The sequence below is a fragment of the Bowmanella denitrificans genome (genome assembly GCF_002887595.1).
Classification (GTDB): Bacteria; Pseudomonadota; Gammaproteobacteria; order Enterobacterales; family Alteromonadaceae; genus Bowmanella; species Bowmanella denitrificans.
Window position 1 is genome coordinate 71,472 of the sequence record NZ_PEBU01000005.1, and the last position, 13,537, is coordinate 85,008.

Below are 13,537 nucleotides of genomic sequence, written 5' to 3' on the forward strand. Positions count from 1 at the left end.
GCATACAGCCAATTGAATTCAAAACAGTTTTTGCACATATAAGCACATTTTTCTGGTAAAGCACCGGCATAGTGCCTATAACCTATTAATGTGGGTAAACAACAAATCTGGTCGCCCGCACGTTGCCAATGGTTGTTCAGGTACTGGCTCAGAGACACCTGCACTGACAGGAGAGAAAAAGATGTTAAAGAAACTCGCGTTCGCCCTACTGCCCTTGAGTCTGTGCGGAATGGCAAAAGCAGAATGGTCTGTTACCCTAACCGGTGTCAGTGATTATCTGTTTAACGGCGTGAGTCAAACAGATGAAAATCCGGCACTGCAGGGCAGCATCGATTGGGCCGCAGACAATGGCTTTTACGCGGGGGCTTGGGGCTCCAATGTGGATTTTGGTGACGATACCAACCTCGAAATAGACGCTTATCTGGGCTACTACCAGGATCTGAGCGATTCGCTGAATCTGGATGTCGGTATCGCTCAATACACCTATCACGGTGCCGGCTATAGCAGTGATGGCAACTACCCAGAGGTGTATATGAAATGGGGGCTGGGTAATACCGCCTTCAATGTTTGGTACTCATGGGACTACTTCGGCACAGGTGCAGGGCATTATATTCTGATGCTCAACCATACCCTGCCGATTAACGATAATTTTTCGGTGCTGCTGGGCGTTGACCGCTCCACCAGTATGGACGAAGACAAATATCAGTGGGAAGACGATAAATCCTATATCCATTGGCAGGCCACCGCCCAGTTCAGCCAGTGGGGCTGGGATATGTCACTGGGCGTACAGGGCACTGATTTGGATGATACCGGTGATACCAAGTTGCTGTTTACTGTGGGGCGAACTTTTAGTTTCTGACAGTTAAAGGTACCAAGCCAGACTATACGAAGCTTCGCTCAAATAGCATATCCTACAGCCTACAAAGAGTTGCTCGGAGCAGAGCTCCTGCTCCAGTTCATAGGCGACAATATTACTCAGCCCATCAATGGCTTTACGCATATCAGTGGCACCACATAACCAGAGTAATCTTAAGCTGACTGGAAAACGGAAACATACTGGCTCTCATATTGTTAGAGCAGGCCAGCTTGTTCGTTGAAAATTGAAGTTCCCCCCTTTGGAACCACCCAAATCGCGGAATAGCGGAATAAGAATAGGTGTGCCAAATCAAGTATTACCACGTCCCGGAGATGCGAAAGGCCACAACTGCAGGCCTTCAACGCAGCTGATGCGGATCTACACCTTTATAAAAATGTCTTCTCAGTTGAAGAGACATTTCATTCGGGATTGATCATTCCTTTACAGATAGCATGAACCTGAATATCTTTAAACAAGATGCTGTTCGTGGAGGTCGAATCATCGCTCCGGTAAATGCCAAACTTCATATAGTTGCCTGCCTTGTTGTACATATTGGGTCCAGAAAAAATCACCTCACCTGTTTTTTCCTGAACAAAATCACTTCCATTTATTGTTGCCTGCACTCTGCCAGATTCATCTAAAGCCCAATTCACATCAAACGCAATCTCATTCCAAGAATCACGTTCCACTTTCACTTTTTCACTTCTAACAAAAGTATCCTCATCTGTTCTGTGGATGATGTACAAATGTTCTTTGAGGTAGAAAAGCGCTAACGGTGGTGCTCTAGATGGTAACGATTGCCAAGTTTCACCAACTGAGAAATCAGGTTGGTCATGCCATTGAAAAAACACCTGCCATTTGCTATCCGAGACATAACTACTAGGAATCAGGAGCTTCAATTTATAGCGGTACCTGTACTGAGTACCTCGGAAATCATTCACTATAAGTTCGGCTCTATTTCCGTTTTTGACAATATCGTCAGGAGCAAGAGTAAATTTAATAGCATCATCTTGCGAGTTAACAGGATCCTTTACCGAGTTAAGAGAGTGAGGACCGGATAGATCCTTGCCTCTCAAACCATCATAAATAGTCTCTGTTTCTGGAAGCTCGTAAACGATCGACTCCTTCCCATCGTCACACGCTTCTTTAGGTATATCTGCAGCAAATATAGTAGAAGCATGTGTTACAAGTGACACCACCAATAACCAACTCACTTTTCGCTTGATAACTTGCATGAAAGTTTATAACCGAATATCTACTTGATCGGATGGCAACACGTATTTTAAGTCGTAAATAACACCTTCAGCCTTCAATAGCTTTCTAAAAGCTTCTGGAGTCATGGCTTTAAATTCCTGATGTGCCACTGCCAGAATAACCGCATCATATTTTCCGGGCTCTAGCTGAGAAACTGGCTGAATATCATACTCATGTTTTGCTTCCTGAGGGTCCACCCAAGGATCATAAACATCAGCTTGAACATCGTATTCCTGCAACTCGCTGACAATGTCGATCACTTTGGTGTTTCTGAGATCCGGACAATTTTCCTTAAAGGTTAATCCCATCACCAAAACCTTAGCGCCACTGACCTGAATCCGTTTCTTAAGCATTGCTTTAACTAACTCGCTAACCACATAGCGGCCCATACCATCATTGATGCGCCGACCAGCCAGTATTACTTCAGGGTGATAACCTATTGATTGAGCCTTATGAGTTAGGTAATAGGGATCTACACCAATACAGTGCCCCCCCACTAAACCCGGGCGAAACGGTAAGAAGTTCCATTTAGTCCCAGCGGCCAATAAGACCTCTTCCGTATCAATTCCTAACTTATTGAAAATAACTGCCAGCTCATTAATTAGTGCAATATTCAAATCACGCTGTGTGTTTTCAATTACCTTAGCTGCTTCAGCAACTTTGATGCTGCTGGCTTTATAGGTACCAGCGGTAATAATGCTGCTGTACAAGTCATCGACCTGCTTCGCCACTTCCGGCGTAGACCCTGATGTGACCTTTTTAATAGTGGTTACCCGATGCTCCTTGTCGCCTGGATTGATTCGTTCTGGGCTATAGCCAGCAAAGAAATCCTGGTTAAAGATAAGGCCGGAAACACGTTCTAGAACAGGAACACAGTCTTCTTCTGTTGCGCCAGGGTATACGGTAGATTCATAGATAACGATATCCCCTTTCTTAAGCACTCTGCCAATCGTTTCGCTAGCTTTAATTAATGGGGTCAGATCGGGCTGACGATGCTCATCAATCGGTGTCGGCACTGTTACAATAAATATATTGGCCTCACGCAAAGGCTCTAGATCATGTTCAAAGGCCAAGTATTGCGCCTCCGCCAGTTCCTCCGAACTGACCTCTAAGGTATGGTCGACACCGTCGCGGAGCTGCTGAATTCTGCTCTTATTTATATCAAAACCAATTACCTCTCTGACTTTGCCAAATTCTACGGCAAGAGGCAGGCCAACATATCCCAAACCAATCACAGCTAATTTCATAACTTTATAACGTCCCTTGAATATTCTTCTTTGCTTTAAACTTTTCTTTTAAGAGTAATAGTGCGAACTTACTATTAGTCACAAGATAGCGTTTCCACATACGCCCCGGTTCCTGAATAACTCTATATAACCACTCCAGACCTGCATTTTGCATCCATTTCGGAGCACGTTTAACTTTACCCGCAACCACATCAAAAGTGCCTCCGACGCCCATTACAAAGTCAACGCCCAAGCGATCTTTCCACTTATTAATAAAGTTCTCTTTCTTGGGGGAGGTTATAGCGACAAACAATAAGCGGGCACCCGAAGCCGCGATTTTGTCCACCACGTCTTGTTCATTATCCCAAAAGTAGCCGTGATGGTAACCGGCTACTTTCAGACCTGGATAAAGGGCCTCGACTTTGGAAACTGTCGCTTCTACTACTTCTGATGTCGCTCCCAGTAAAAAAACTGGAAAATGATTGATTGTGCTCATGGCCAGTAAATTGTGAAACAGATCAACCCCTGCAACTCGCTCGGGCACTGCATGGCCACAAAATCTGGCGCCCCACACAACTCCCATTCCGTCTATATTAATGATGTCACAAGCATTAACTGAATCTGCCAGTATCTTGTCTTGCTGCATATGTACAAGCTTGGCAACATTTACAACAACATGCTGAGTAAACTTTCGTTCAGTCAAACAATTTTGTATATAAGTGACAGTATCATCCATGGATATGGAGTCTAAATTAGTCCCTAGAAAAAATATTTTGCTCACTTCTCCCCCCTGAAACTTGAACATATCCCTGGCGTAGCAATTAGGTAAAAGTTAAAAAACAATAAAAGTGTCAACATATTTGCCGTTAGAGAAATAGCTCCTGACTCAAAAAATCCAATAAGTAAAATAAAAACCAAGCTAGATGTAACAAAGGCAATATTCAGCTTAAGACTTTTATAAAGACAAAATAACATAAGAAACAAAAAAACACTTAAAGTAACGTATCCACCAGACAGCATCACCTGAAGATACATATTATGCGCATGGGCCGCTGTAAAGCCTAATGCATCTGCGTATTCGGGAAGCAAGAAAATAGAAGAGCCGAACCCATAGCCCAAAACTGGCTTCTTATCTATAAAGTAAAGTACGGCATCCCAAATAAATGTACGCCCGGTAAATGAAGTTATATCATCTCCGCCGTCCCTTGATACAAGTTGCAACAACTCTTCTGAGAAGAGGGCCAAAATCAATCCAAAACAAAATACAGAAGAAATCCATAGCGCTTTATTTTGCTTATTAGACTGCAGAAAAACGTAAAGAGACAGAGAGACAAGAAGAACAACAATTGTTGTCCTACTGCCACTAAGCAACAGACATACTGCAGCCAAAATCAAGCAAAAATTATAAAATCTAGCACCAACTTGAACTTTTATAATCGAGTTAAACCCAACCAGAAAAAGTACAAAAAAACCACAGACCCTGGCAAAGTTATTAGCGCTAGTTGTTAAGCCACTCATACGCCAACTAGGAGCAAAAACATCGTTAAACCAAAATGAAAAACGTCCCATTTCTGGAAAAAAAACATATAAGAGCAAAGACACAACTAAAAACCAGAACATAGACAATGTCACAATTCTAGAAAACTTACCCAGCCCATACTCATCAATGAAAAAGACCATAAATATAAAATATGAAAAAAACGTAAAAAATATAGAAAGAGTGAAAAACAGACTTTCAGACCAAATAGAAGAAATAAGCATAAGAGCGAAAAACGGTAAGACAAACAAAAATCTGGAATAGAATCGAAAATATCTTAGAGCGATAGCCCCAATTCCTATAGTAAAGAACAACACCAAAAATTTTATAACAACTTGAAAATCTATAGATTTATCATCGAAGTCTCTCAACCGAAAAGACGCGTCTACCACAAAGAACATACAAAAAAGTGCGAAGACAGCAATTCTATAAAGCGCCAAATTTCTTGTGCCAGTACTCATAATAACTTTTTCGCTTGAGAATAATTAAGCCCTAACATTGTCATCCATGTAATTGCTTGAAAGAACAAAATATAAATTAAAACATACTCGACGCTAATATAGAAGCCAATAAAAAATATTGCTAACATGGCTATACTACCAATAATACGAGAAAGAGTAAGCTGACTAAGGAAACTCATTTTAAAGAAGACTGTCTCAATAGGCTTTGAAACAAACATAGCCAACCCCAATATTGCGTATATACCAACTGAAATTGCTGAGTAAAAGTTCAAATCTACAGCATATAGATCTTTGAAGAAAAAGAGTGAAAATGCGCAGAGGAATGCCACACCTAGTCCTCCAAAAACAAGGTGATAGGTCAGCACATTATTCAGCCGTAAAATGCCATAATCCTCTGATACTGAAGCATTTTTCTTTTCTATCAGATCTACTGCTCTAGATATAATTTGGATCGGCTGGAATAGGCTTCTGATTTGCACATAAAGGGATGCTGCACCAGGAACGACCAAGTTTAAAAACCACAATGGTGCATGACTATATATAGAAAATGACATAGATAGTATAAAGGCATCTCTTCCACCAACGCACACCACCTCTTCTGATGTTCCTTTATCTAAGACCAAAAAGAAAAGAAAAACCAGCGCTACGAAAGCGGAACCTACCAGAAATGAGAAAGAAGAATAACCAGAATAGAATAGTAAAAGAATTAACAAATATGAGAAAGTTGTAAAAAATGCAATTTTCCTCATGTTGTCTTTCGCCAGAGCAGTTACTTTAACCAACTCAAGAATGAAAAAATAAAAAATGATGGGAAGACTGAAAACCAAAGCCCCAGAATAAGATAAATACATAAGTATCAATAAAATAGGGGCGGAAACATACAGAGAAAAAGATGAGGCGATGCACCCTTTTATAAGAGCAAGGGAGCTAGTAGTATTAGAAGTTATAAAAGGTGTAAAGACTGAGTTTCTGAAGATTCCAGATATAACCAAAGAAAATGAAAAGGCCACACCATAAGATGCTACTAGTTCTGGGCTTCCATGCGATAACAAAATAACAACAAAGAAATTAAATAGAGATGAAAGGGACTGCTCCATCACGATAAAAAATCGCTCTAAATTAATTGCTCTCCTTATTTTTAAATACATAGTTATTGCCCAGAGTTCAACGCAGCTCTCTCCGCTACATTTCCGTAATGCTCTTTTATATAGCAAGTATTAAACAAGTTTAACTTCCCAGAACTTATGTCTTGAAGTAAATTTGCTTTAACTCTCTGTTTATCATCATGAATTCTCTTCATTGCCCTGGCTATTTGCTCAGTGTCAAATTCATTTACTTCCAGATAATAATTACTTGGTTCTATATACCCTGCTATACCTGATCTATTACTTGAAATCACTGGAATTCCGGAAAGAAGAGACTCAACATAAACCATCCCAAATGTTTCTGGATAACTTGGCATAACAAGTGCAGCATAGTCCCCAGAAAATATTACAGACTTATCAGCCTTGCCCCTTAAGTTACAGAGATGTGATATTTCCAATCTCTGCATTTCATTCTTAATGTTTTCTGCGGCTTCATTAGTTGCACCTCCAAAAATATCTAACCTGTATTTTTTTTCCTTAGAGATAGCTTCAAAAACCCTATATAGTCCCTTGCTCTTAGCTAAATCTAATCGTCCCACAAAAAGGAAATCCGCCCCCTCCTTATTGGACTCAACCATATTAACTCTACTTATATTCGCTAAGTTGGTAAATTTTGAATCAGGAACATATTTTTCACTAAATAATTTATTAACGGAGCTTCTCGCCCAGGCGCTAACAAAGAAAACGTGCTCAGCACTATTTATAATTTTCTTGTATAGCCAACGTACGTAAAATTTTCTTTTGATAAATTTGGCATCTGTACTCCCTCTAACACTTATCAAAAGAGGTTTTTTTAATATTTTAGAGAGAACAAATGCAAAAATGCCATCAATTGTTAGTTTGTGTGCATGTATAACGTTTACTTCACTAAATTCTTTTCCTTTCTTAAAGTAAAAAAATAAAGCCGAAAATAGCATAATTGTAGAACAGAGAATGCCTAACGGAAGCCTTGGCACCACAATTGAATACAGAGTACCCGATTTAACAATCTTAAATTCCAGGCCCTTTTTTCTAACGACTGATAAAACTCTATGCTCAAACCTATCGTCTGTCTCATCGAGTAAGTTCTTTACTGCTAGCGTATTATTCCTTTCAATGCCGTCAGGAAAATCTGTTGCAACATGCAATACTTTTGGCTTCCGATATGCCATATCAAACAATCCCGCGCGTATCAATAACCACCTTGCGGGCAAGGTCATTTTTATCAGCAGTTTTGAATTGCTTATGATCCACCAACACCACCACCACATTGGCTTTTTCCAACGCGGTGCTTAGGGAGACCAATTCTACGTTCTGATTTTGCAGTGATGCAGGAAGTTCGTGAATATTTGGCTCTACCGCCAGTACCTGCCCTACATTTTTGGTTGCCAAAGCCTTAACAATATCCAGAGCCGGACTTTCACGCAGATCGTCGATGTCAGCTTTAAACGACAGTCCTAAGCAAGCTATCACCGGGTGCTTAAACTGGTCAGCGGCTTTGGTGATTTGTTCCAGCACATAATGCGGTTTATGGTCATTTACTTCCCTGGCAGTACGGATAATTCGTGCTTCCTGCGGGCAGCTGTTGACGATAAACCAGGGGTCAACGGCAATACAATGGCCTCCGACCCCAGGGCCTGGATTAAGGATATTGACTCTGGGGTGGCGGTTAGCAAGCTTAATGAGTTCCCATACATTGATTTTCAATTTGTCGCAAATCAGCGACAACTCATTAGCAAAAGCAATGTTCACATCACGGAAGCTGTTTTCGGTTAATTTTGCCAATTCGGCGGTACGGGCATTAGTGACAATACATTCACCACGTACAAAGGTTTGATACAACTCAATGGCTTTAGCGCTACAGGCAGGCGTCATTCCACCTACTACACGGTCATTGCTAACCAGCTCCTGCAGAACGTAACCTGGCAGTACACGCTCAGGGCAATGTGCCACCTTGATATCGGCCTCTTCCCCTTTTTGCTGCGGAAAGCTCAGATCAGGGCGTGCTTGTGCCAACCAGGCAGCCATCTTTTCGGTGGCGCCAACTGGTGAGGTGCTTTCCAAAATCACCAGATTACCTTTTTCCAGCACCGGGGCAATGGCCTTACTGGCTGCTTCAATATAGCTTAAATCTGGTTCGTGGTTGTCACCTTTAAATGGTGTCGGAACCGCCACGACAAAGGCTTGCGCAGGCTCTGGTTGAGTGGTGGCGCGAAGTTTTCCTGTCATTACCGTACTGCGAACTACCATATCCAGATCGGGTTCGACGATATGAATATTGCCAGCGTTAATAATGTCCACTGCCTTTTGATTTACATCCACCCCTATCACTTCGATCCCGCGAGAAGCAATAACAGCAGCGGTAGGCAGACCGATATAACCCAGACCAATTACAGAAATGCGCTCAAATGCCATACAAAAAACCTGTTCCATCAAAAATGATTAAAGAGAATCAGCTAAAACGCTGAGAATACGTTCGCATGCTTTGCCGTCGCCATAAGGGTTATGGGCGCGGCTCATTTGCTGGTAAGCCTGGTTATCGTTAAGCAGCTCACTAAGCGCCAGCTTGATTACCTGGCTGTCTGTACCTACCAGCCTGACTGTCCCCGCTTCCACAGCCTCTGGGCGCTCGGTGGTATCACGCATAACCAGAACGGGCTTACCTAAAGACGGGGCCTCTTCCTGAATACCACCAGAATCGGTAAGGATCAGATAGGCCTTATCCATCAGATAAACAAAGGGCAGGTATTCCAGAGGCTCAATTAAGTGAATATTGTCTACCCCTTTCAGTAGCCGATTCACAGGCTCCTGAACATTGGGGTTTAAATGCACCGGATAGATTATCTGACAATCGGGGTGAGCTTTTGCCGTATCCAGTAAAGCCTGGCAAATACGCTCAAAACCGCCGCCAAAACTTTCACGCCTGTGTCCGGTTACCAGTACCAGTCGCTTACTCGAATCCAGCATTGGGAAACTGGCAGCCAGCTCACTCTGCAGAGCACTGTTTCCGCTGATTTTTTGTCTTATCAGCAACAATGCGTCAATAACCGTATTGCCGGTAACGCTGATATGCTCTGCACCATAACCTTCTTTAAGCAGATTCTGCTTAGATGTCTCGGTAGGGGCAAAATGAAACTGGGTCAGACAGCCGGTTAACTTGCGATTTGCTTCTTCAGGCCATGGCGAATAGATATTGCCGGTACGCAAACCGGCTTCAACATGCCCAACCGGTATCTGACGATAATATGCAGCCAACGATGCAGCAAAAGTGGTGGCTGTGTCACCATGCACCAGAACCACATCTGGGCTAAATTCTGCCAACACTTCGTCTAGTCCGGTCAAAATTCTGGAAGTGACCTGTCCCAGGGGCTGGCCAGGTTGCATGATATTCAGGTCATACTCAGGTTCAATTTCAAACAGCGCCAGAACCTGGTCAAGCATTTCCCGGTGTTGCCCTGTTACACAGGTGCGCGAGTCAAATCGCGGGTCTGCCTTGAGGCTGTGTACTAACGGCGCCATTTTTATGGCTTCCGGCCTTGTACCGAACACAATCAGTACTTTTTTCATCACGAGTCTCCCTGGGCCGCCTGTTGGCAGCCAGTCAAAAATCCAGAATTTTTTTACAGTTGATAAAAGGTTTTGTACCAGTCGACAAACTTAGTCATGCCCTTGATTAGGGTCGTCTTAGGGGCAAAGCCGGTACAACGATTCAATGCATCCACATCTGCATAGGTCTGATACACATCACCTGGTTGCATAGGCAGGTAATTTTTATTGGCTTGCTTGCCACAGGCTTGCTCTATGGCACTGATAAAGCTTTCCAGTTCCACAGGCTGATTATTACCAATGTTATACAGTGCATAGAAAGGGTTATCAGGTTGCTGAGTAGGATAGTTTTCGCTGCCGGGAATGCGATCCTGCACCCGCACAATCCCTTCAACAATATCGTCGACATAAGTGAAATCGCGCTGCAGCTTACCGTGGTTATATACATCAATGGTTTTGTCTTCGAGTATGGCCTTAGTAAACTTAAACGGTGCCATATCTGGTCGCCCCCAAGGGCCATAGACAGTAAAAAAACGCAGCCCGGTGGTAGGTAACTGATAAAGGTGGCTGTAGGTATGCGCCATTAGCTCATTGGCTTTCTTAGTAGCTGCATAGAGTGAAATCGGCGTATCAACGCGGTCACTTTCACTAAAGGGCACTTTTTGCTGGTTGCCATACACTGAGCTGCTGGAGGCATACACCAGATGTTCTACCTGGTGATGGCGACAGCCTTCCAGAATCGTCAGCGTACCGGTCAGATTGCTGTCGGCATAAGCCATGGGGTTTTCCAGCGAATAGCGCACGCCAGCCTGAGCAGCCAGATGAATAACCCGTTGAAACTTTTGTTTGGAAAACAGTGCCGCCATCGCCTCGCGATTGGCCAAATCCAGTTTGATAAAATGAAATTTGGCGTAACCAGTAAGCTGCTCAAGTCTGGCCTGCTTGAGTGCCGGATCGTAGTAGTCATTTAAATTGTCAATACCTACCACTTCATGGCCTTGTTCCAACAAAGCTTTGGCAGTAAACATACCAATAAAGCCCGCTGCACCGGTTACCAGGAATTTCATCTTGCTTCCTTTAACTCTGCATATTTATAAACAAAGGGGCTGGATTACCCAGTCCCACTTTAGTACTGGGTAACACTCTGTCCGCGCCCTATGGCGTAGTAAGTAAAGCCTTTTCGTTTCATACGATTTGGCTCAAACAAATTACGCCCATCGAAGATAACCGCCTCGCTAAGCTGTTGCTTAATCTGGTCGAAATCCGGGGCTCGGAATTGCTGCCATTCGGTACAGATGATTAAAGCATCGGCACCGCGCAGTGCCGCTTCTTTGGTGCCCACCAACGTTAAGTCTTCACGCACACCATAGATACGCTGAGTTTCTTCCATGGCTTCAGGATCAAAGGCTTGCACTTTGGCACCTTGTTCCCACAAGGCTTCTAACAACACACGACTGGGAGCTTCACGCATATCATCGGTGTTAGGTTTAAAGCTAAGTCCCCACAAAGCAAAGGTTTTACCCGCCAGTTGCTGACCAAAATGCTGCTTAACCAATGCAGGCAATTTACTCTTTTGCCTGGTATTCACGCTTTCCACCGCTTGCAAAATAGCTGGTTGGTAGTCGTGCTGCTCTGCGGTACGAATCAAGGCTTGCACATCTTTAGGAAAACAACTGCCGCCATAACCACAGCCAGGATAAATAAAGTGATAGCCAATCCGCGGATCAGAACCAATGCCGCGGCGCACCGCTTCGATATCGGCACCAAGGATCTCGGCCAAATTAGCCATTTCATTCATAAAACTAATCTTGGTGGCCAGCATACAGTTGGCGGCATATTTGGTTAGTTCAGCCGAGCGCACATCCATAAACACCACTTTGTCGTGATTACGGTTAAATGGCCCATACAGCTCGCGCATTAAATCCTGAGGGCGTTCATTATAGGTGCCGATAATTATGCGGTCAGGGCGCATACAATCGTTAACGGCTGCCCCTTCTTTCAGAAACTCAGGATTAGACACCACATCAAACTCAATATCCGCGCCGCGTTTGGCCAGAATATCCGTTACTCGTTGTTTGACTTTATCGGCGGTGCCCACTGGCACCGTGGATTTATCAATAATCACTTTGGGGCAATCCATATGCTCGGCGATGGTGGAAGCCACGGCCAGGACATATTTCAGATCGGCAGAGCCATCCTCGTCGGGGGGCGTACCCACAGCGATAAACTGTACCTCACCATGCTTCACACCATGAGCCGCATCAGTGGTAAAGTTCAGTCGCCCCGCCTTGAAATGGCTTTCAACCAAAGGGGTCAGGCCTGGTTCATAAATGGGGATAACACCTTTTTTCAGGTTCTCGACCTTGGTTTCATCCACATCCACACACACCACATCATGGCCAACTTCAGCCAATACTGCGGCTTGCACCAAACCAACATAGCCAATACCAAATACTGTTACGCGCATTCTTCCGCCCTAATGTTTTAACTCATTCACCCCGTCGATTATTGCTTAGGTGTTAAATGAGGGAAAGCCCCGGTCTCCAGCTCTTTTAGCAAGTCTTCCATTACCGTGCGGATTTGAGGGCCAAAACGCTCACTATGCAAGGCATACTCAAGATTGGCTTGCAGCAAACCCATTTTGTTACCGCAATCATGACTCTTACCCACAATCTGATAAGCTTCAATTTTTTCCAGCAGCAACAACTGATGCAATGCATCGGTCAATTGTATTTCGTCACCAGCACCGGGGGGAGTAAATTCCAGCAGATCCCAAATGGCCGCCGACAACACATAACGGCCGGTAATCGCTAAATTGCTTGGGGCATCATCCAGGTCAGGTTTTTCCACCATGTCCTTAACCAGGGCATTGTCACCAGCATTTAGCGTTGCGCCGTTGATATCGACTATACCGTACTGATTGACCAGCTCCTGTGCCACCGGCTCCACCATAATCTGACTGTGCTGGGTTTGCCCAAAACGCTGCACCATGGCTGCCAGGTTGTCCTTTTTAAGATTACTGCGGTGCTTATCCACCATGACATCAGGCAGAATCACCGCAAAGGGTTGCTCACCAATCACCGAACGCGCGCAAAGTATGGCGTGACCAAGGCCTAACGCCTGGGGCTGGCGTACCGAAATAATGGTTACATTTTTGGGTACGATGTTGCGTACTTCCTCCAGCAACTGGCGTTTTACCCGTTTTTCCAGAGTGGCTTCCAGTTCGAAGCTGGTGTCAAAATGGTTTTCAATACTGTTCTTGGAGGAGTGTGTTACCAGTACAATTTCGGTAATCCCCGCTGCCACGGCTTCCTGCACAACATACTGAATCATCGGCTTGTCGACCACCGTCAGCATTTCCTTGGGAATGGCTTTGGTGGCTGGCAACATACGGGTCCCTAAACCAGCCACAGGAATCACCGCCTTAGTTACCGGCGATTTAGTAGTTTCTTTGAAAGAAGTTTTCGACATTTGAGCCATCCTTATCAATTAAACACGGACAGCTTGAAAAAGGCAGGAATTACCCAAATTCA

12 protein-coding genes and 1 pseudogene are annotated in these 13,537 nt (G+C 43.9%); 1 reads left to right on the forward strand and 12 read right to left on the reverse strand.

All coding sequences use genetic code 11. The annotated features are described in order from the left end of the window. The first annotated feature begins 181 nt into the window (after positions 1-181). A complete protein-coding gene (locus tag CSR04_RS10960) occupies positions 182-859 on the forward strand; it encodes a TorF family putative porin (protein WP_102796342.1) in 678 nt (225 codons plus the stop codon). Positions 860-862: 3 nt separating this feature from the next. Here CSR04_RS10960 and CSR04_RS25505 read toward each other — a convergent pair. The 12 genes and pseudogenes from CSR04_RS25505 to galU form a co-directional block, all read right to left on the reverse strand. Then, a pseudogene (locus tag CSR04_RS25505) lies at positions 863-1,006 on the reverse strand (hypothetical protein); the annotation flags it as partial. Between the two features lie 269 nt (positions 1,007-1,275). Beyond that, positions 1,276-2,091, reverse strand: coding sequence for a heparin lyase I family protein (locus CSR04_RS10965; protein ID WP_102796343.1), 816 nt, complete (start codon positions 2,089-2,091; stop codon positions 1,276-1,278). Between the two features lie 6 nt (positions 2,092-2,097). After that, positions 2,098-3,357 carry a Vi polysaccharide biosynthesis UDP-N-acetylglucosamine C-6 dehydrogenase TviB gene (gene tviB, locus CSR04_RS10970; protein WP_102796344.1) on the reverse strand — a complete coding sequence of 420 codons (1,260 nt, stop codon included), beginning with the start codon at positions 3,355-3,357 and terminating at the stop codon, positions 2,098-2,100. Between the two features lie 4 nt (positions 3,358-3,361). Next, a complete protein-coding gene (locus CSR04_RS10975; RefSeq protein ID WP_102796538.1) occupies positions 3,362-4,117 on the reverse strand; it encodes a WecB/TagA/CpsF family glycosyltransferase in 756 nt (251 codons plus the stop codon). Next, positions 4,114-5,334 carry an O-antigen ligase family protein gene (locus CSR04_RS10980; RefSeq protein ID WP_102796345.1) on the reverse strand — a complete coding sequence of 407 codons (1,221 nt, stop codon included), beginning with the start codon at positions 5,332-5,334 and terminating at the stop codon, positions 4,114-4,116. The genes CSR04_RS10975 and CSR04_RS10980 overlap by 4 nt, the downstream gene beginning before the upstream one ends. Continuing rightward, entirely contained in the window at positions 5,331-6,482 is a 1,152-nt protein-coding gene (locus tag CSR04_RS10985; protein WP_102796346.1) for a hypothetical protein, read from the reverse strand. Before CSR04_RS10985 ends, CSR04_RS10980 begins: the two co-directional genes overlap by 4 nt. Positions 6,483-6,484: 2 nt before the next feature. Further along, positions 6,485-7,630: a glycosyltransferase gene (locus tag CSR04_RS10990; RefSeq protein WP_172449323.1), complete on the reverse strand. Its 1,146-nt coding sequence runs from the start codon at positions 7,628-7,630 to the stop codon at positions 6,485-6,487. A gap of 1 nt (position 7,631) precedes the next feature. Continuing rightward, positions 7,632-8,873, reverse strand: a complete 1,242-nt coding sequence (gene wecC / locus CSR04_RS10995) for a UDP-N-acetyl-D-mannosamine dehydrogenase (protein ID WP_102796348.1) — start codon at positions 8,871-8,873, stop codon at positions 7,632-7,634. 27 nt (positions 8,874-8,900) lie between these two features. Beyond that, positions 8,901-10,025: a non-hydrolyzing UDP-N-acetylglucosamine 2-epimerase gene (wecB, locus tag CSR04_RS11000; protein ID WP_102796349.1), complete on the reverse strand. Its 1,125-nt coding sequence runs from the start codon at positions 10,023-10,025 to the stop codon at positions 8,901-8,903. A gap of 53 nt (positions 10,026-10,078) precedes the next feature. Then, positions 10,079-11,071: an NAD-dependent epimerase gene (locus CSR04_RS11005; RefSeq protein ID WP_102796350.1), complete on the reverse strand. Its 993-nt coding sequence runs from the start codon at positions 11,069-11,071 to the stop codon at positions 10,079-10,081. Between the two features lie 59 nt (positions 11,072-11,130). After that, entirely contained in the window at positions 11,131-12,471 is a 1,341-nt protein-coding gene (locus CSR04_RS11010; protein ID WP_102796351.1) for a UDP-glucose dehydrogenase family protein, read from the reverse strand. 38 nt (positions 12,472-12,509) lie between these two features. Beyond that, entirely contained in the window at positions 12,510-13,475 is a 966-nt protein-coding gene (gene galU / locus CSR04_RS11015; RefSeq protein WP_102796352.1) for a UTP--glucose-1-phosphate uridylyltransferase GalU, read from the reverse strand. Between the last annotated feature and the right edge of the window lie 62 nt (positions 13,476-13,537).